The organism is Mangrovimonas futianensis, from assembly GCF_021245805.1.
In the GTDB taxonomy this organism is placed as follows: Bacteria; Bacteroidota; Bacteroidia; order Flavobacteriales; family Flavobacteriaceae; genus Mangrovimonas; species Mangrovimonas futianensis.
The window spans coordinates 71,073-90,705 of sequence record NZ_JAJJNF010000001.1 but is presented as its reverse complement, the minus strand read 5'-3'; the positions used below and the strand labels follow the sequence as shown (position 1 = coordinate 90,705).

Sequence of the window (19,633 nt, the reverse complement as noted above, 5' to 3'; positions counted from 1 at the left end):
CCAAAATATCAGGATCTTTCTAGTTATTTTAAGCTTAGTCTGGTTTCATATTTTTAGTGTTGCTAGGGGTAACGTTATTCAAAATAATTTGGACCCTCAACTGGAGGTAATAACTCCTAGTTCATGCTCCTCTATGGACGGGGCTATTATAATTACTGAATTGGATTCCAATACAGCATATGAGGTTCAATATCACAACGGTAGTTTACAAACATTAACCTTGACGACCAATACCAATGGTACTTTGACCATTAATAATTTGCCGTCAGGAGATTATCAAAACTTGATGTTAACAAACTTGGTTTTAGGTGACCAAATATCCTTTGGCACTGTAGAGGTCCCTCACGTACCTCTACCAGCAGTTATTTCAGCTGTAGTAAATGCCAGTGAGTGTTTTGCAAATGGTAATATTAAGATTTCTGGTCTGGAGCCCTTTACAGATTATGATGTGACTTATATTTTTGGGGGTTTTCAAGATGTTACACTTACTTCAGATTTTTCTGGGTTAATAACAGTTTCTGGATTGGCGCCTGGGTTTTATATTAATCTTACGGTTGAAGATATCAATACCGGGTGCCATGTAGAGTTTGATGCAATTGAAATTGAAGGAGATCTTTTTGATGCGGGTTTTTCTATCATTCCTCCTTCGGGCTGTGACAGTCAGGACGCAGTTATGTCTTTTGCCGTTTCTGATTCTAATCCGGCTGTTTATGAGATTACTTATTCCATAAATAATCAAAGTTTTTCTGAAGTAGTTTCAACTTCGGGATTAGAGGCCATGGTGGTTAATAATCTAGAGCCAGGATACTATTATGACATTGCTATAACAAATATTGAAACAGGCTGTTTTGATGATTTAGGGTATTACCAGATTCCTAGCCCTATTTTAAGTTTGGCGAGGTATTTTGCTGAGCCTTCGGGTTGTCTAGCTACAAATGGAGTGATCACCATTACGGGTCTAGATTTAAATCCGTTAACTTCTTTTGAAATTGCCTATACTCTTAATGGAATTCCCCAAAACCTCATTATTGAATCAACGGACACTGGCCAGCTTATTATGACCGGCCTGGGAACTGGTCTGTACGATAATTTTTCCATTTCAGAAATAGGTAATGATGACTGTCACGGAACTATCGAGCCAGTTGAACTCATTGCTCCCGAAATGGAAACGGTTTTGAATATAAGCGGAACAACGGCTTGCAATACTACTGATGGCGCTTTGATGTTCTCAGAATTGAATTCAGAAATGGAGTATTCTTTAAGCTATGTGAATGGTAATGGTGAAACGGGGGAGTTTATTCAAATGTCCAATTCCCAAGGTCAATTGGAGTTTACAAGTTTGTCAGCAGGTTTGTATACCAGTTTTACACTGGTGGAAGTTGAAACTAGCTGTTTTGCCCAATTTGAAGATGTTTTGATTTCTGCACCTGAATTGGAGATCGAGTTGGACGTGGCACCCGCATCACGATGTGGAGAGTCAGATGCTGCCCTTTACATGTATGGCTTGCAGCCAAATGCTTCCTATGAAGTGGGTTATTCTCATGGCGGTTCTCCATATGCGCTGAATTTGCAAAGTAATTCCAATGGCATTCTTACAATTATGGGACTTGATGCAGGGACCTATGGATCTCTGGAAGTGTTGGAGTTGAGTTCTGGATGTTCCAAAACATTGGGTTCTTTTGAAATAGAATCACAAGATCTGGTTTTAGATTTTGAACCTATTATCCCTTCAAACTGTGCTGCCACAGATGGTGAAATTATCATTAATGACTTATTGCCAAACGAACAGTACCAGATTTATTTTTCTGGGGGCATCCAGGATGACGGAGAATACCAAGTGTTTAGCTCAGACTCTGACGGGACCCTTACGCTGCTAGGGCTCTCTTCTGGGATTTATGATGGATTATCCTTGGTTGAGGTAAGTAGCGGCTGTGTAGGTGTTATAGAGACCGTTAGATTGGGATGCTTGGATGGTTTTGGATGTTACAAATTAAGATCATTTTTCACTCCTAATCAAGATGGAGAAAACGACTTTTGGGGGCCAGAGGCAGAATCTCAAAGTTGTGATTATACTTTAAGAATATTCAATCGCTTTGGAAAACAACTGGCCGTTTTAAGTCCACGTGATTACAGGTGGGATGGAACCTATGAGGGTCAGCAAATGCCTTCAGATGATTATTGGTTTACTGTAGAATATTTAGATGATCAAGGGAATCCTGGATTCTACAGGTCTCATTTTACTCTAAAACGCTAGTTTGATTTTTAAATTTAGGCTTTGTAAATCATGGCGTTGATATGCATTCCGGCACCTACACTGGCAAAAATGACGACATCACCTTTATTTACAACATGATTTTCCAATTTATTTTTCTTTACCAAATCATATAGAGTAGGAATGGTGGCTACGGAACTGTTACCTAGTTTATGAATGCTCATGGGGGTGATGTTCTCAGGCTCTGGCATACGGTATGCTCTATAAAAACGCTTCACAATAGCTTCATCCATTTTCTCATTAGCTTGGTGAATAAATATTTTTTTTACATCCTTTATATCCAAGCCACTTTGGTCCAAACAAGCTTTCATAGCTTGAGGAACGTGGGTCAATGCAAATTCGTAAACTTTTCTCCCTTGCATTTTTATGTAACTATTCGCTTTAGATTGGTCCTGATTATAAGAATTGCCGAAATATAAATAATAGGCCTCATCAAAGGTGTAACTCGCCGTATCAAAAGCCAATATGCCACCTTCTTCTTCAGTTTCCTCAATAACCGTAGCTCCTGCACCATCAGAGAAGATCATGCAGTCTCTATCATGTTTATCAATAACTCTTGATAGCATTTCGGTTCCTATAACCAAACATTTTTTAGCCATTCCTGCTTTGATGAATGCTTGGGCTTGAATAACACCTTCTAGCCATCCGGGGCAGCCAAACAAGAGGTCATAGGCAACGCATTTTGGGTTTTTAATTCTTAAGGTGTGTTTGATTCTTGCTGCAAGCCCAGGAACCATGTCACCTTGATTGGTGCCATATTTAACATCTCCAAAATTATGGGCCACAATTATGTAATCGAGCGTTTCTGGGTCTATATTGGCATCGGTTAGGGCTTTTTCGGCTGCAAAAGCTCCCATATCAGAGGTGACCAAATGCCTGTCGGCATAGCGCCTTTCTTGAATGCCTGTAATGGCTTCAAATTTTTCAACTATAACACTGTTAGGGGAACTGATTTGAGAGCCGTCGGCATTTAGGAATAAGTGTTGATTAAAATCAGAGTTTTTCTCAATGTTTTCTGGTATATAACTTCCTACACCAGTTATTTTGATGCCCATAAAAAATGCTTTTAATTTATTAGGCCATGAAGGTAGGCATAATAAACTAAAAGCAAATTTTAATTTATAATTTTATACGATGTCCAAAAATGGCTTATGCCTCCATATAGTCCTCTATTGGGGCGCAAGTACATATCAAATTACGGTCACCATACGCATCATCAACACGTCTAACGGTTGGCCAAAACTTATTTTCTCCAACATAAGGTAATGGAAATGCAGCCTTTTCTCTTGAGTATGGGAAATTCCATGTGTCCGATGTTAACATTTCCAAGGTATGCGGTGCATTTTTCAATACATTATTGACATCATCTTTAGACGTAGCATCAATTTCCTTTTTAATAGAAATCATGGCATCACAAAAACGATCCAACTCTTCTTTGCTTTCACTTTCGGTTGGCTCAATCATTAGGGTTCCAGCTACAGGGAATGATACCGTTGGCGCGTGGAAACCGTAATCCATCAAACGTTTAGCAATGTCTGTTACTTCAATACCATTAGCTTTAAATGGTCTACAGTCTACGATCATCTCGTGCGCTGCTCTACCCATTTCTCCAGAATACAGGGTGTCAAAATGCCCTTGTAGTCTTTGCTTCATATAGTTGGCATTCAAAATAGCTGTTTTGGTGGCGTGGGTTAAACCATGTGCTCCTAACATCTTGATGTAACCGTATGAAATTAAGCATACCAAAGCAGATCCAAATGGTGCAGCCGAAATAGCTGTAATAGCTTTCTTTCCACCTGTTTTTATTACTGGATTTCCAGGTAAGAACGGTACCAATTGCTTAGCAACACAAATAGGTCCTACTCCAGGTCCACCACCACCATGAGGAATGGCGAATGTTTTATGTAAATTCAAATGACAAACATCAGCGCCAATTCTACCAGGATTGGTTAATCCTACTTGCGCATTCATGTTGGCTCCGTCCATATAGACTTGTCCGCCGTTGTCATGGATGATTTTAGTGACTTCTTTAATGGCAGATTCATATACCCCATGAGTAGATGGGTAGGTCACCATTAAACAAGATAAATTGTCTTTATATTTTTCAGCTTTTTCACGTAAGTCCTCTACATCAATATTTCCTTTATCAGTAGATTTGGTCACTACTACCTGCATACCAGCCATAACCGCACTAGCAGGGTTGGTACCGTGAGCAGAAGAAGGAATCAAACAAATATTTCTGTGTCCTTCACCTCTAGATTCGTGATAAGCTTTTATAACCATTAAACCAGCATACTCACCTTGTGCTCCTGAGTTAGGTTGCAAGGATGTTGCAGCAAATCCTGTGATTTCTGTCAATTGATCTTCAAGCTCTTTTAAAACAGTTAGGTATCCTTTTGCTTGTTTTTCTGGAACAAAAGGATGAACATTAGCCCATTTAAAGATACTTAGAGGTAACATCTCTGCAGCTGCATTAAGCTTCATGGTGCAAGATCCCAAAGAAATCATAGAATGGTTCAAAGAAAGATCCTTGCGCTCCAATTTCTTGATGTAACGCATCAATTCTGTTTCAGAATGGTAAGAATTGAATACATCTAATGTGAGGAATTCTGATTGACGTTGATACTTGTCAGAAATGGCATTTGCATAGGTAATGTCGTCAATAGTGAAGGCTTCTTCTCCAGCAATTTCAGAAAATACCAATATTAAATAATTCAAATCACGAACCGTTGTGGTTTCATTCAATGAAATGGTAACGGTTTCATCATCTGGATAATAAAAGTTGACTTTTTTAGCCTTGGCTATTTTCTTAACCTTTTTAGCTTTTACTTTTATTTGAAGGGTATCAAAATAGTCTGTGTTGACTTGTTTGAAACCTAATTTTTTAAGGGCATCAGCCAATAGAACCGTAGCGCTATGTACACGATCTGCAATGAACTGAAGTCCTTTTGGTCCGTGGTACACAGCATACATTCCGGCCATAACTGCCAATAGTACTTGAGCAGTACAAATATTGGAAGTTGCTTTGTCACGTTTAATGTGTTGCTCACGGGTTTGAAGTGCCATACGTAGCGCACGATTACCGTCCAAATCTTTGGTTACACCAATAATTCTTCCTGGGATGTCACGCTTATAGGCTTCTTTAGTTGCAAAAAAGGCAGCGTGAGGTCCACCATAACCCATTGGTATACCGAAACGTTGGGTTGTGCCAACCACAACATCAGCACCAAAAGATCCTGGTGCTTCCAGCTTTACTAGGCTTAATATATCAGCCGCAACAGCTACTTTTATATCGTTTTCTTTGGCTTGTTCGATAAAGGATTTAAGATCTGTAACCTGACCATGTTTTCCTGGATATTGTAAAATAGCCCCAAAGAATTCCTGTGAGAAATCAAATTCACTTTCTTTTCCAATAACCAATTCAATACCAATTGGTAAAGCTCTTGTTTGTAATAGGGAGAGGGTTTGTGGAAGAATGTCTTCTGAAACAAAGAATTTATTAATGCCTTCTTTTTTCTGAGCTCTTTCACGTACAGCAAACAACAGACTCATCGCTTCTGCAGCTGCAGTACTTTCGTCTAACAAGGAGGCGTTTGCCAATTCCATTCCAGTCAAATCAGTAATCATGGTTTGGAAATTCAATAAAGCTTCCAATCTTCCTTGAGCAATTTCAGCTTGATAGGGAGTATAGGCCGTATACCATCCTGGGTTTTCCAAAATATTTCTTTGAATGACCGCCGGAAGAATGGTAGGGTGGTACCCCAAACCGATATAAGTTTTGTAAACCTTATTTTTTTTGGATAAGTTGTGGATGTGAACTAGGTATTCTTGTTCACTCATGGGTTCATCCAAATTCAGTTCTTTTTTTAGTTTGATTCCATCAGGTAAGGTTTCATAGATCAGTTGGTCTAAGCTATCTACACCAATGGTTTTTAACATATCTTGTTGTTCCTGTTGATCAGGTCCTATATGACGAAGTGCAAAAGAGGTTGTATCCATCAAATTTAAGTTGTGTTTTAAGGCGCAAAAGTACGCATTTCTATATGTATTTTTGTTATTGAAGACTAAAGTTTTTAACCAAAAAAAACGGTTATTAACACTTTGATTATTTTTGCTATATGTCTCGATTTAAGGCTTTATTCAATTTTTATATTAATAGCAGTATTCATGTGGCTTTGTCGGTGTGTGCTCTTACATGGATTACCTTATTGGAGTTTGGTATTCCTTGGGATGCCCTTCTTATCGGATTCATTTTTTTTGCCTCGATAACAGGATATAATTTTGTGAAATATTTTGGTTTGGCTAGGTTTCATCACAGGAGTTTGGCACATTGGCTTAAAGTGATTCAAGTTTTTTCATTGTTGAGTTTCTTGGCCATGATTTATTTCGGACTGAAACTAAAGGAAATGACCTGGCTATATATTGTAGGTTTTGGAATCGTAACATTTTTATATGCCATACCCTTTTTGCCTAGAAAATTTCTTTTTGACCACCAACAAAATTTAAGAAATGTAGGAGGAGTCAAGGTTTATATCATTGGTTTGACATGGGCTGGGGTAACCGTCATTTTACCCTTGGTCAATAATGATTTTCAATTGAATTCTGATGCGCTAATTACTTTAGTGCAGCGATTTTTATTTGTGTTAGCACTGATGCTTCCTTTTGAAATCAGGGATTTGAATTATGATAGCCTAAAACTGGCTACGATTCCGCAGCAAATAGGAATCAAAAACACAAAAATGGTTGGTGTCATTTTGATGCTTTTGTTTGTGATTTTGGAATTGTTCAAGGCCTCGGTTACTTGTCATTTTTTAACCGCCGTTTGTTTTATTGCTTTGGTTACTTTGGCATTTATTTGGGCATCCAAAAAGGAACAGTTTGAATATTATTGTTCTTTCTGGGTGGAAGGCATTCCTGTTTTATGGTTGGCTTTGGTTTTGCTTTTGGAGTTCTTTTGAGAAATGGTCTTTAAGGGATTGTTTTTCGGAATGCTTCATGCATTGCACTTTGGATTGCTTGAGGGAATGGGTCAGCTTTTTGTTTTTTGATATGTAGCCTCTGGTGTGCTTGCACCAAATTAATCGTAAATTCAGTTTTAGTTTTTCCCAAAGGGAGGCATCATTATACTGGGACTTGTCACAAATGTGATATGCTTCATCACAGGAGATAAACAAGATAGATTTTTTTTCAGACATAGGTTAAAACCAGTTTTTTTCCATGCAATCAGCTAGGGCTGTTCTTGCCCTGTGAATGATCACCCACAGGTTAGACGCAGTGATGTTTAATTCATTACAAATCGTTTCAGTATCCAAACCTTCTATAGTTTTCATTTTAAATACAGCGGCCTGTTTTTCTGGAAGTTTATCCAAACATTGAAAAATAGCATTTCCAAGTTCATCGTTTTCCATTTGGTCTTCTGCTGTTTTATCAAAGGGATCAGAAACTTGCTCTTCCAGCCAATCACCGTTGTTGTCTTCCTCATTGTAATTGATCTTAACTTCGGCTTGACCCTTTTTGGAGTTTATCTTACGATAATAGTCAATTATTTTCCTTTTTAAAATAGATATAAGCCAGGTACGCTCAGATGCTTCACCTTTAAAATTCTTCATGGAATTTAAGGCAGCAAAGAAAGTTTCTTGTACTAAATCCTTGGCCATTTCCCGGTCGTTCACTCGAGATATGGTATAATTGAATAGGTAATCAGAATACCTATCAATCCACCGGTTGGGATCTAGTTTGTGGCTAGGCATAACAGCAATTCTTTTACTCAAATTTAAACTAAAAAAATGAGTTGGTAACTGATTTAATAATAATATGTTAAAGCGAAGCTGGAACTCATGTAAGTCCACATGATAATAAAGAAAATGTGAACAACTGTTTCAAATGATTTTCCTCGCCATAGTTTTGGGGAATAAACTAGTAATTGGAAGATTAATCGGATAAACCAAAAAATGCCTAGACCCAATGCTATTATTTTACCAAAATAAGTATGGGTTAATTCATAGGAATAAAAAATACAAAGAATACCAATTAAAAATACTACTAAAGCAATAAAAAAAGTATGGACAACCATGAGTTGCTTATTTATGAGTTCTAGTTTTTGAAGTTCCGTTTTCCATCCAAAATACTTCGGGAATATAAAGTGGACTAAGGCCAGTAAAACTAAGAAGATGCCGATAATTTGAATATGAGTTTCCATGGAATTGTTTTAAGGTTCAACTGTAAAAATTGATAAAAAAGGAGTGAATTTCTCTTCGCTTATTTTTGAGAATCCAGCTTGTTTTAAACTTTTTTTCCAAGTTTTTCTCGAAAAGAAGTGAGTGAAACCTACATGGAATGCCATAAAATTTGGTAGATCCCTTAAGTGCTCAACCATAATAACTTTACCTGTAGATTTTAAAATTCTTTTACATTCTTTAAGAAAGATCACTTTTTCTTGATTTGATCTTATTTCATGGGCCGCCGATAGCAGACATATTAGATCTGAGGAGTTGGTTTCTAATGGAATAAGGTCTGTCGAAATCTGTTCTGTCTTGGAATGATTTATGCCTTCTTTTCGGGCACGTTGAATGGCAATTTCCGTATGATCTTTCGGGTTGTAAAAATCAAAGACTCGAAGATTGGATTTAGGAAATTTTTTATTCAACAAATGACTAGTTTCATCAAAGCCTGCATGTATGTTGACAATGCTTAAAGAGTTTGATGTTTTTATTCGTTTGTTTTCAAGCCATTCAAGTTTGTAGTATCCGGAATAATCATACACATATGCCGATACTAATAAAGGCATTGCCAAACCTAGAAGAATAAATATAATGACTAATTGGTTCCAAAAAGTGGGTATTTCAAATATATAGGCAACAAGACTGAAAAGAATTAATGCGCCAAATCCTAGGTAATAATAATGGCGATTAAAGTTTAATATATTTTTTACGCCTTGAAATTTTGTTCTGTTTGTTTCCATGATTCAATTTTTCCTTTTTTCCACTGGTAGGGAATGTTTTCAACAATAAAAGCATTGGCTAAAGCTGGGGTCGGTTCCAAGTTTAATGTATTCAAAAATGGTATATGATATTCTTTGATGGACGCAGGTCTAGGGTGCCAATCGTTTCTAAGACCTTTCACAATTAAAACCTCATTTGTATGTTCGTTAAAAGTGAAAGTGTGAGGTAATGGTCCTGCAAATCTTCTAGCTTCTTTCCATGAGATAAATGGAGAATTTTGAGGTAAGACGCAATCATCCCTTCCAGGATGGCAAACGATTTTTAATTTAGACTTTTTGGAACGAATAATGAGCTCATCGGCTATGCTGGTTTCCATTTCAATATCCGTTGAGGTATAATTATAATGAGTAAATATGTTGCCTAAATAGGCCATTCTATTTTTGTTGGTTTCTGATTTTAGAATGTATAAACCTCTCAATCTCTTTCCTTGAGCTGTTTGGTACCTTACAAATATTCTGTAACCTGCCAATATAAAATCTTGACCTGTAAATTCAGGAAAAATAGAAGGTCTTAGGTTTCTTGTCTTTACAAATGCAGCTGCTAAAAACCCATAAGTATCCTTGAAGGTGTCCAACTGCAAGCAGGGAGGGAGCAAGGGATTAAGTGTTTCTTTAGGTAATGCAAAGGTCAATACTAAAGACATGTCAAAATGCGCTTTGACATCAAAGGGATGATTTTTTAGTAATTGGAGCATAATCGTGGTTTTTAATTGTTCTTGTTTGGAAATAGGTATACCAAATAAAGGCCATGAAAAGAAATGCAAATACAATATTAAATGGACCCCACAGGAGCAAATCTTTGGCAAGAGTGAATTCCAAAATATTCATGGCTAAAATCGTAATCAATTGAATGAAGGCATTTAAATGATTTAATTTTTTGGAAAGAATCCATATGCCTAGAATGACCTCTAAAAATCCGATTAAAAGTGTCATTTCAGAAGCAAATGCATGACCCAAAATTCTGGCAACTATATTTTCATGCCTTTGATTCATTGGAATTATTTTAAAAAATAGTCCACTAGTTAACCAGGTTAAGGCGATAAATAAAATAGATAAATTTTTAAACATTTTTTAATTATTAAACTTTCAGAAAAAAATGAAACATTGTATTAAAAAAATTAACGCATAATCTTGATAAATGTTTTAGTCACCCAATTAAGATCTTGGTCAGCTATTTTGTTAAGCATGTCATCGGCTTGTTGGGTTAAATCATGAAGCGCTTTGGTTTGTTTCTTCAATTCCTCTGTTTCTTCACTTTGATCGCTATCAATATTTGAAACCTCCTTTAAAACCTTCAATACAGGTTTTAATTCACGTCTACTTCGTTCTTTGGCTATATGTCTGGCCAGTTCTTCCACATCCTTTTCTGTTGTGAAATATTCTTTACGTTCTCCTGGAATGATTTCTTTGGTAACGATACCCCAGTCCATCAATTGTCTTAAATTCATACTGGTATTACCTCTTGAAATTTTTAACTCTTCCATGATGTCTTCCATAGACAAGGGTTTGGTAGAGATAAATAAAAGCGCTTGAATTTGTGCCATGGCTTTATTGATGCCCCATAGGGAGCCTAAACTCCCCCAAGTGCTGATAAACTTTTCTTTGGCTTCTTGATAGTTCATGAGTCAAATATATAAAATATTTTAAACTTTCAATAATAATTGAAAGTTTATTTTCTGCAAGAACTAGTTCTAAAAGGAAACTACTAAAACCTTTAAAACTAAGGCTCTATTTAAAAGACTTTTGAATTTGATTATAAATCTTTAGGGTTTTGGTGGAAGATCAAATGCATTTGCCTCATGTTCAAAATGGTTGCGATGACTACCATCACAAAATGGTTTGTTTTCTGATCTTCCACAGCGGCAAAGTGAAACTAAAGTTCGGCCTCCCAGGCCATAAACGTTACCTTCTTTATCGACAATTTCAAAATCGCCATCTACTTTTACGCTTCCGTTGCTAAGTATAGTGAGTTTGGTTTTAGACATGTTTAAATGTATTGGTTATAGGTGGTAAGATACACATTTTTAAAACTTGGTCTAAAGTTTTGAATCATAGGTAACCTAAAAAGTTTATTATGAATTTTATTATTGCTGCTAAATAGTTAAGACGGTTTCGCGATGTGCATAGAATTCAAAAGAAAAGGGCGATGATTATCACCCTTTTCTTTATCCCTTATTTCTCTATCAATCCAGCTCTCCTTAATAGGGCTTCTGGTTGTGGTTCTTTACCTCTAAATTGTTTGTAAAGCACCATGGGGTCATCTGTGCCCCCTTGAGACAACACATTATCCTTAAATTTACTAGCTACTTCTTTGCTGAATATGCCTTGTTCTTTAAAAAATTCGAAAGCATCGGCATCCAAAACTTCCGCCCATTTGTAGCTGTAGTACCCAGAAGAGTAACCACCTTGAAAGATGTGTGAAAATGACGTGCTCATGCAATTTTCTGCTACGTCAGGGTATAATTTCGTACTTTCAAAAGCTTTCAGTTCATGAACTTTTACATTAGAAATATCAGTTGGGTCAATTCCATGCCAACTCATATCCAACAAACCAAAGCTTAACTGCCTTAAGGTTTGCATTCCTTCATGGAAGGTGGCAGATTCCTTAATTTTTTCAACCAAATCCATTGGGATTACCTCACCGGTTTCATAATGGGTGGCAAAAAGTTCTAAGGCCTCCTTTTCATAACACCAATTTTCCAAAACTTGACTAGGTAATTCTACAAAGTCCCAAAAAACACTAGTCCCAGATAAACTTGGATAAGTTGTGTTTGCCAACATGCCATGTAAGGCGTGACCAAATTCATGGAATAGGGTGGTCACCTCATTAAATGTAAGCAAAGATGGTTTTGTCTTAGTGGGTTTAGTGAAATTACAAACAATGGAAATATGTGGTCGGTCATTAATGCCATTTTTCACATATTGCGGCTTGTAAACCGTCATCCAGGCACCATTTCTTTTACCTTCCCTAGGAAAGAAATCAGCGTAGAAAATAGAAACATAATTTCCGTTATCATCGGTAACTTTGTACGTCAAAACATCTTCATGATATTTGTCAATCGTATCAATTTCTTCAAAATGTAAGCCATATAGTTTTTGAGCGATTGTAAACACACCATTGATAACATTTTCAAGTTTAAAATAGGGTTTCAATTTCTCGTCATCTAAATCAAACAATTTTTGTTTTAATTTTTCTGAATAATAAGCGCCATCCCATTTTTCTAAATGGTCGATACTATCTAATTTTTTGGCAAAAGCTGATAACTTTTCAAATTCCTTTTCAGCTGCTGGTTTGGCTTTTTCCAAGAGATCCTGTAAAAAGGTAGTAACCGTTTCAGGATTTTTTGCCATACGCTCTTCTAAAACGAAATGGGCATGAGTAGGATAGCCTAAAAGGTTGGCTCTTTGATGGCGTAATTTAGCTATTTTGAGAACTATTTCTTGGTTGTCAAATACATCTCCATGAAATCCTTTGGCTCCAAAGGCAATAGCCAGTTCTTTCCGTAATTCCCTATTGTTTGCATAGGTCATAAAAGGAATGTAGCTTGGGTATTGCAGTGTAATCACCCAGCCCTCTTTTTTCTTGGCTTCTGCTGTTTGTTTAGCTTCTTCCTTAGCGTCTTCGGGTAAACCAGCCAGATCTTCTTCATTCGTTATATGAAGTTCGTATTTATTGGTTTCAGCAAGCACATTTTCTCCAAATTTTAATTTGAGTTGACTCAATTCTTTATCAATTTGACGTAATTGTTGCTTTTTGTCCTCAGGGAGATTTGCTCCGTTTCTGGAAAAGCTTTTATATTTTTTGTCAAGAAGTGTTTCTTGCTCCTTGGTTAAATTCAATTGCTCCTTTTGATCGTAAACAGCTTTAACTCGTTCAAATAGCGTTTTATTTAAGGTGATATCGTTGCTAAACTCAGAAAGTAGTGGAGAAGCTTCTTGCGCTATTTTTTGGATCTCGTCGTTGGTCTCGGCCGAATTTAGATTAAAGAAAATACTTGAGATTCTATCCAGTTGTTCTCCAGAGAAATCTAAGGCTTCAATCGTATTTTTAAAGCTTGGTGCCTCTTTATTCTCACAAATTTCATCAATTTCTTTTTTAGCATCTGCAATTCCCTGAATAAAAGCCGGAAGGAAATCCTCATTTTTTATTTTTGAGAAGGGAGCTGTATGATATTGATTGTCAAATGGTTTATTTAAAATGTTCATTTTTTTGTAAATTTCTTTAATCAGAATAACGTCCTTTTTTTCTTACTAAGAACTTGATTAGCATAACATTAACAAATTTTTTTCTTTGTAATCTGAAATGTTTTTTTACTTTTGCCGAAGATTTTTCATAAGAGTTTAAAAGTTTACTCTTTAAGATGATTGATTAATAGCTTGAATGCCTCGGTAGGGATACCGAGGCTTTTATTTTAAATCCTTCGCAGCTTCGTAGACTTTCATCTTCAAGCCTTCTTTATAAGCAATAATTTTATCTAAAACACACTTGTCTGAGCTCCCGATAATTTGGGCGGCTAAAATACCAGCGTTCTTGGCACCATTCAATGCTACGGTAGCAACTGGTACACCTCCTGGCATTTGAAGAATAGATAAAACAGAATCCCAACCGTCAATGGAATTACTACTTTTAACGGGTACCCCAATGACAGGTAGAGGGGATAATGATGCTACCATCCCGGGTAAATGAGCTGCACCGCCAGCGCCAGCAACGATGACCTGAATGCCTCTGCTGTGAGCATTTTTACTATAATCAAATAATTTTTCTGGTGTTCTATGTGCCGATACAATATCAACTTCCACCTCAATATCAAATCCTTCCAATATATCAATAGCTTCTTGCATAACTGGCAAGTCGCTTTTACTTCCCATGATAACTCCTACTTTGCTCATAACTTATTTACTGATTACGTTAATGGTCTTTTTTACTTGTTCGGCTATTTGTCTGGCCTCATTTATATCTTCATTCACTATGGTCACATGTCCCATTTTTCTGAATGGTCTGGTTTGTTTTTTCCCATAGATATGTGGAGTTACACCCTCCATACCCATAATGGCTTCAATATTTTCATAAATGACATCACCGGTATAACCTTCAGCGCCAACCAAATTTACCATAATTCCGCCAACAGTACTTTCCGTTTTTCCTAAAGGTAAGTTGAGAACGGCTCTTAGGTGCTGTTCAAACTGAGACGTATAGCTTGCCTCAATGGTTTGGTGCCCCGAATTGTGCGGTCTAGGGGCCACTTCATTAACCAAAATTTGGTCCTCTTGGGTTTGGAACATTTCTACCGCCAACAGCCCTACATGGTTAAATGCTTCAGAAGTCTTTAAAGCTGCCTCACGAGCTTTTTTTGCTACACCCTCATCGATTCTGGCAGGACAGATTACATATTCTACCTGGTTAGCTTCAGGATGGAATTCCATTTCTACCACAGGATAGGTTTTAATTTCTCCCTTTGGGTTTCTGGCTACAATGACCGAAAGCTCATTTTTGAAAGGAATCATTGTTTCAGTAATACATTCCACATTGGGAAGTCCTTCTAAATCTTCAACTTTGCGTACCACTTTAACACCATTTCCATCATATCCAAATTGGGCGCTTTTCCATACAAATGGTAATTGAATGCCGCCATTGCTAATGGCTTCCTTGATTTCTGAAGTATAAGCAAACCGACTAAAATCAGCTGTTGGAATTTGATTGTCTACATAAAAAAGCTTCTGTTTGGCTTTATTTTGAATGGTTCTTAGTGTTCTAGAAGAAGGGTACACTTTAATGCCTTCTTTTTCCAAGGTTTCCAAGGCATCTACATTGACGTTTTCAATTTCTATAGTCAAAACATCAACCTGTTTCCCAAAAGCAACCACCGTATCATAATCCATTAGGTCTCCCTGATGGAATTCGTTACAGGCAATTTTACAAGGAGCTTCGTTACTGGGGTCTAAAACGCTGGTGTATATGTCAAATTTTCTGGTATTGTAAAGGAGCATTTTTCCTAATTGACCACCACCTAAAATACCTAGTTTAAAATCTGAAGAAAATAAATTCATGAAGGCTTTGTTTTTGGGCAAAAATACAAATCAAATGCCTGTGATAAAACAAAAAGCGCAACAATGTGGCGTCAAATTCGCAAAACTTTTAACATTTGATTATCTTTGTTTTCCAAAATAAATAAACCGGTGGTAAAACTTCACGATTTAGAATTCAGACCTTTTATTAAAGCCCAAGAAATAGATGCCGTTGTGCAACGAATGGTTGATGAAATTTCTCGTGACCTAAAGGATGAAATTCCAGTGTTTGTGGGTATTCTCAACGGTTCTTTCATGTTTGTCAGTGATTTTGTTAAAAAATACCCCAGTGCATGTGAGGTAACATTTATAAAATTGGCTTCATATGAGGGATTGAAATCTACAGAGGATATACAACGTCTCATAGGCTTGACTCAAGATTTATCAGGAAGAACAGTGGTGATACTTGAGGATATTATCGATTCTGGAAACACCCTTCATGAAGTGCATCGAATATTTAATAACGAAGGAGTAAAACAACTTATCATAGCCTCTTTGTTTTATAAACCGGAAGCTTACAAAAAGGATTTCAAAATTCACTATAAAGGTATCGAAATACCGAAAAAATTTATTGTTGGTTATGGCCTTGACTATAATGGTCTGGGACGTGATTTGCCTGAAATTTATCAATTAAAAACTACACAACATATGACTAATATTGTCCTATTTGGCCCTCCAGGTGCCGGTAAAGGAACACAAGCAGAATTTTTAAAGGAAAAGTATAATCTGGTTCACATTTCTACTGGAGATGTGTTTCGTTATAACATTAAAAACGAGACCGCTTTAGGTATGTTGGCCAAATCCTATATGGATAAGGGTGAGTTGGTACCCGATAAGGTAACCATTGATATGTTGAATGCTGAGGTAGAAAAAAATGCAGATGCCAAAGGTTTTATCTTTGATGGTTTTCCGCGAACTTCTGCTCAAGCAGATGCCTTAGCAGAGTTAATGGATGAGAAGGATTCTCAAATTAACGCCATGATTGCTTTAGAAGTAGATGATGAAATATTGGTGGAACGTTTGTTAAAAAGAGGAGAGACCAGTGGTAGAGCCGATGATGCTGATGAATCCATCATCAGAAATCGAATCAAAGAGTATTACAGTAAAACAGCTATTTTGAAAGACTACTACACCAAGGAAGATAAATATTTTGGAGTAGATGGCGTTGGTAGTATTGAAGAAATCACCCAGCGTTTAAGCGAGGTGATCGATAAACTTTAATACGAAGTTTGTAAATTAAACTTGAAAAGTTGCAAGGGGTTTGACTTTTGTAAAAGTGAAACCTCTTTATATACCCTTTACTTTAGGGATATAAAAAAATCATTAAATAAATAGGCAGTTACTTAGAAATATGACTGAAGGGAATTTTGTTGATTATGTGAAGCTTCATATAGCTTCTGGAAATGGAGGTAAAGGATCTGCACATTTACACCGTGAAAAATATATAGCCAAGGGTGGACCTGATGGAGGCGATGGTGGTCGTGGAGGTCACGTGATAATGAAAGGGAATAAAAACCTTTGGACGCTTTACAATTATAAATTTAAGCGCCACTTTAAGGCCGGTCATGGTGAACATGGGGGTAAGCAAAGAAGTACGGGGGCAGATGGAGAAGATATCTACATGGAAGTGCCTTTGGGAACGGTCATTCGTGATAAAGAAACCAATCAAATCCTTTTTGAAATTACCGACGATGGCGAAGAAAAAATCATCGCTCAAGGTGGTATGGGAGGTCGTGGAAACTGGCATTTTAAGAGTCCCACCAACCAAACGCCTCGATATGCACAACCAGGTATTCCTGGTGAAGAAAAGGAGATTATTCTGGAACTTAAAGTTCTTGCCGATGTTGGTTTGGTGGGATTCCCTAATGCAGGAAAATCTACGTTGTTATCTGTGGTCACAGCTGCCAAACCTAAAATAGCAGATTATGAGTTTACAACCCTAAAACCTAATTTAGGTATTGTTCAACATAGAGATTATCAAACTTTTGTAATTGCCGATATTCCTGGTATTATTGAGGGAGCTGCAGAGGGTAAAGGTTTGGGGCATTATTTCTTAAGACACATTGAGAGAAACTCGGTATTGTTGTTTCTTATTCCTGCCGATGCGGGAGATATCAAGGAACAATATGATATCCTTTTAAATGAGCTTAGAAGATATAATCCAGAGATGTTGGATAAACAGCGTATGATTGCTATTTCCAAAAGTGATATGTTGGATGAAGAATTAAAGGCAGAGATGAAAACCGAATTGGACGCTATCTTACCTATAGATTATATGTTTATTTCTTCGGTGGCACATCAAGGACTTCAAACTTTGAAAGATAAATTGTGGGGCATGTTGAATGACTAAAAGGCCCCTTCTTAATTTCTAATTTTATATCTTTAAAATAAAAGATATGAGAAAATTAAGTTTTCTTTTTCTATTGCTTTTTATGGGGTGCCACAGTATTCAGGTTACTCATGACTACGATAGAAATATTGATTTTTCCAAATACAAAACATTTAACTATTACCCACAGATGAACTCTGGGTTGAGTGAGTTGGATGAAAATAGGTTGTTGGATGCCATTGATGCTCATTTGACAAACAAAGGACTTACCTTATCAGAGAATGCCGAGTTGCTTATAAATATTAAAACTTCCGATTATCATTCCATGCAGCAGAGCACTGTTGGATTGGGTCTAGGCGGTGGTGGAGGCCAGGTAGGCGGTGGTGTTTCGGTTGGTATTCCTTTAGGTCAGGATAAAACAAACCGGGTGATACAAATAGATGTTTTAGATCAAAATGGGTTGATTTATCAAGCGATAATGGATTCTCCCTATTTTGATAAGGCTACACCAGATGAGCGCACCAAGCACATGCAAAATATTGTAGAGAAAGCCTTTGAAAAGTTCCCGCCTCCTCAGGAAGTTCGTTAAGATGCTGTTAAGGCTATTTTGATTACTCTTGGGTTGTTTTAACTTCGTTGGAAACCAATCCAAAAAATAATGAAAAAAGCAATCCTTATTACTTTTCTATTAGTTTGTATCAATTTACAGGCCCAGTATACCATTGAACCTCCCAAAGAATATTCCCATGATATAGGGAATATGATTGTCATGCTTGACAATTTAAAGGGTAGGGTTGAATATTTAGTGAAAGATTTAAATCAGGAACAGACAGATTTTCTGTTGGACGATAATTCCAACCGAATTGGCGCACTCATTTATCACCTAGCCGCAACTGAGGCCTATTACCAAGTATTTACCTTTGAAAAGCGAGACTTTAATGAAGCTGAAAAGGATAAATGGATGATGGCACTAAGCCTTGGGGATGAAGCTAGAGCAGAATTTCAAGGAAAACCCATTCAGTATTACATGGATTTATATAATGAAGTGAGAAACAAAACAAAGGAACTCATGAAAACCAAAGATGATAAGTGGTTTTCAAAAACCAATAAAGGCATGTCCAATCATTGGGCTTGGTTTCATGTGATGGAGCATCAAGCCAACCATATGGGACAATTGGCCTATTTAACCAAAAGATTACCGAAAGAATAATTTAAATATCAAAAAAATGGAAAATAAAGTAGCTTTAATCACAGGTGGCTCAAAAGGCATCGGATTTGGAATTGCACAGGCACTCTTAGAACAAGGAGTACATGTAGCAGTGACCAGTAGAAGCAGCGCTGCGGCTCATGATGCTGCTGGAAGATTAAATGCCCATAAAACAACTAAGGCCAAAGCAGTAGGATTAAAAGGAGATGTGACTGATTTTAATTCCATACAAGAGGCGGTCAAGGATGTGGTGAATGAATTTGGACACCTAGACATTGTCATCGCCAATGCCGGATTGGGACATTTTGCTCCCATCGAAGATTTGACACTAGAGCAATGGCAGGAAACAATCGATACCAACTTGACAGGTGCTTTTTATACATTAAAGGCAAGTGTGGATGCTCTAAAAAATACTGAAGGTTATTACATCACTATTTCCAGTTTGGCTGGGACTAATTTCTTCGCTAGCGGATCGGCTTATAATGCTAGTAAATTTGGTGTTACTGGGTTTACTCAAGCAGCTATGTTAGATTTGAGAAAATATGGAATCAAGGTGAGTACCATTATGCCGGGGTCAGTATCGACTTATTTCAATGGTCATGAACCAAATGACAGTGATTCCTGGAAAATCCAGATAGAAGACATCGGTGAGTTGGTGGTCGATTTAATTAAAATGAATCCCCGAACGTTACCAAGTAAAATTGAGGTCAGGCCAAGTATGCCACCATCCAAATAAATTAAAATCCCGCAATTGCGGGA

The 19,633-nt window shown here is 37.0% G+C and carries 20 protein-coding genes; 7 read left to right on the top strand and 13 right to left on the bottom strand.

The annotated features are described in order from the left end of the window. The first annotated feature begins 88 nt into the window (after positions 1 to 88). Positions 89 to 2,254 (top strand): T9SS type B sorting domain-containing protein, encoded by a 2,166-nt coding sequence (locus tag LOK78_RS00450; protein ID WP_232633106.1) that lies wholly within the window; start codon positions 89 to 91, stop codon positions 2,252 to 2,254. A 14-nt stretch (positions 2,255 to 2,268) separates the two neighbouring features. Here LOK78_RS00450 and LOK78_RS00445 read toward each other — a convergent pair whose 3' ends face one another. Continuing rightward, positions 2,269 to 3,327 carry a 3-oxoacyl-ACP synthase III family protein gene (locus LOK78_RS00445; protein WP_232633105.1) on the bottom strand — a complete coding sequence of 353 codons (1,059 nt, stop codon included), beginning with the start codon at positions 3,325 to 3,327 and terminating at the stop codon, positions 2,269 to 2,271. Between the two features lie 94 nt (positions 3,328 to 3,421). Next, entirely contained in the window at positions 3,422 to 6,271 is a 2,850-nt protein-coding gene (gcvP, locus tag LOK78_RS00440) for an aminomethyl-transferring glycine dehydrogenase (protein WP_232633104.1), read from the bottom strand. Positions 6,272 to 6,390: 119 nt separating this feature from the next. Here gcvP and LOK78_RS00435 point away from each other — a divergent pair, with 119 nt between their 5' ends. Continuing rightward, on the top strand, positions 6,391 to 7,230 hold the full coding sequence (locus LOK78_RS00435; RefSeq protein ID WP_232633103.1) for a UbiA prenyltransferase family protein: 840 nt from the start codon (positions 6,391 to 6,393) through the stop codon (positions 7,228 to 7,230). Here the strand turns inward: LOK78_RS00435 and LOK78_RS00430 are convergent. The 11 genes from LOK78_RS00430 to LOK78_RS00380 form a co-directional block, all read right to left on the bottom strand. Then, a complete protein-coding gene (locus LOK78_RS00430; protein ID WP_082316561.1) occupies positions 7,192 to 7,467 on the bottom strand; it encodes a hypothetical protein in 276 nt (91 codons plus the stop codon). The genes LOK78_RS00435 and LOK78_RS00430 overlap by 39 nt on opposite strands. A 3-nt stretch (positions 7,468 to 7,470) precedes the next feature. Then, entirely contained in the window at positions 7,471 to 8,022 is a 552-nt protein-coding gene (locus LOK78_RS00425; protein WP_053971470.1) for a sigma-70 family RNA polymerase sigma factor, read from the bottom strand. A 53-nt stretch (positions 8,023 to 8,075) separates the two neighbouring features. Beyond that, positions 8,076 to 8,471: a hypothetical protein gene (locus LOK78_RS00420; RefSeq protein WP_232633102.1), complete on the bottom strand. Its 396-nt coding sequence runs from the start codon at positions 8,469 to 8,471 to the stop codon at positions 8,076 to 8,078. A 9-nt stretch (positions 8,472 to 8,480) separates the two neighbouring features. Beyond that, complete coding sequence (locus tag LOK78_RS00415; protein WP_232633101.1) at positions 8,481 to 9,233, bottom strand: class I SAM-dependent methyltransferase; 753 nt, start codon at positions 9,231 to 9,233, stop codon at positions 8,481 to 8,483. After that, positions 9,200 to 9,967, bottom strand: a complete 768-nt coding sequence (locus LOK78_RS00410; protein WP_232633100.1) for a DUF2071 domain-containing protein — start codon at positions 9,965 to 9,967, stop codon at positions 9,200 to 9,202. The genes LOK78_RS00415 and LOK78_RS00410 overlap by 34 nt, the downstream gene beginning before the upstream one ends. Next, a complete protein-coding gene (locus LOK78_RS00405) occupies positions 9,936 to 10,340 on the bottom strand; it encodes a DoxX-like family protein (protein ID WP_255673725.1) in 405 nt (134 codons plus the stop codon). Before LOK78_RS00405 ends, LOK78_RS00410 begins: the two co-directional genes overlap by 32 nt. Before the next feature lie 50 nt (positions 10,341 to 10,390). Beyond that, entirely contained in the window at positions 10,391 to 10,894 is a 504-nt protein-coding gene (locus LOK78_RS00400; protein WP_053971473.1) for a GbsR/MarR family transcriptional regulator, read from the bottom strand. A gap of 141 nt (positions 10,895 to 11,035) precedes the next feature. Then, positions 11,036 to 11,257, bottom strand: coding sequence for a CDGSH iron-sulfur domain-containing protein (locus tag LOK78_RS00395; RefSeq protein ID WP_053971474.1), 222 nt, complete (start codon positions 11,255 to 11,257; stop codon positions 11,036 to 11,038). A 187-nt stretch (positions 11,258 to 11,444) separates the two neighbouring features. Next, positions 11,445 to 13,478, bottom strand: a complete 2,034-nt coding sequence (locus LOK78_RS00390) for a M3 family metallopeptidase (protein WP_232633098.1) — start codon at positions 13,476 to 13,478, stop codon at positions 11,445 to 11,447. Between the two features lie 201 nt (positions 13,479 to 13,679). Then, positions 13,680 to 14,162, bottom strand: a complete 483-nt coding sequence (purE, locus tag LOK78_RS00385; RefSeq protein ID WP_232633097.1) for a 5-(carboxyamino)imidazole ribonucleotide mutase — start codon at positions 14,160 to 14,162, stop codon at positions 13,680 to 13,682. A gap of 3 nt (positions 14,163 to 14,165) precedes the next feature. Next, complete coding sequence (locus tag LOK78_RS00380; protein WP_232633096.1) at positions 14,166 to 15,320, bottom strand: 5-(carboxyamino)imidazole ribonucleotide synthase; 1,155 nt, start codon at positions 15,318 to 15,320, stop codon at positions 14,166 to 14,168. Positions 15,321 to 15,449: 129 nt separating this feature from the next. On the opposite strand from LOK78_RS00380, the gene LOK78_RS00375 reads away from it, so the two are divergent. The 5 genes from LOK78_RS00375 (at position 15,450) to LOK78_RS00355 (ending at position 19,610) form a co-directional block, all read left to right on the top strand. Continuing rightward, positions 15,450 to 16,559, top strand: coding sequence for an adenylate kinase (locus LOK78_RS00375; protein WP_232633095.1), 1,110 nt, complete (start codon positions 15,450 to 15,452; stop codon positions 16,557 to 16,559). Positions 16,560 to 16,689: 130 nt separating this feature from the next. After that, positions 16,690 to 17,688, top strand: coding sequence for a GTPase ObgE (gene obgE, locus LOK78_RS00370; protein ID WP_166957382.1), 999 nt, complete (start codon positions 16,690 to 16,692; stop codon positions 17,686 to 17,688). Positions 17,689 to 17,734: 46 nt separating this feature from the next. Next, positions 17,735 to 18,256 carry a DUF4136 domain-containing protein gene (locus LOK78_RS00365; RefSeq protein ID WP_232633094.1) on the top strand — a complete coding sequence of 174 codons (522 nt, stop codon included), beginning with the start codon at positions 17,735 to 17,737 and terminating at the stop codon, positions 18,254 to 18,256. Between the two features lie 69 nt (positions 18,257 to 18,325). Then, positions 18,326 to 18,877 (top strand): mycothiol transferase, encoded by a 552-nt coding sequence (locus tag LOK78_RS00360; protein WP_232633093.1) that lies wholly within the window; start codon positions 18,326 to 18,328, stop codon positions 18,875 to 18,877. 16 nt (positions 18,878 to 18,893) lie between these two features. Continuing rightward, a complete protein-coding gene (locus LOK78_RS00355) occupies positions 18,894 to 19,610 on the top strand; it encodes an SDR family oxidoreductase (protein WP_053971482.1) in 717 nt (238 codons plus the stop codon). Positions 19,611 to 19,633 lie beyond the last annotated feature (23 nt).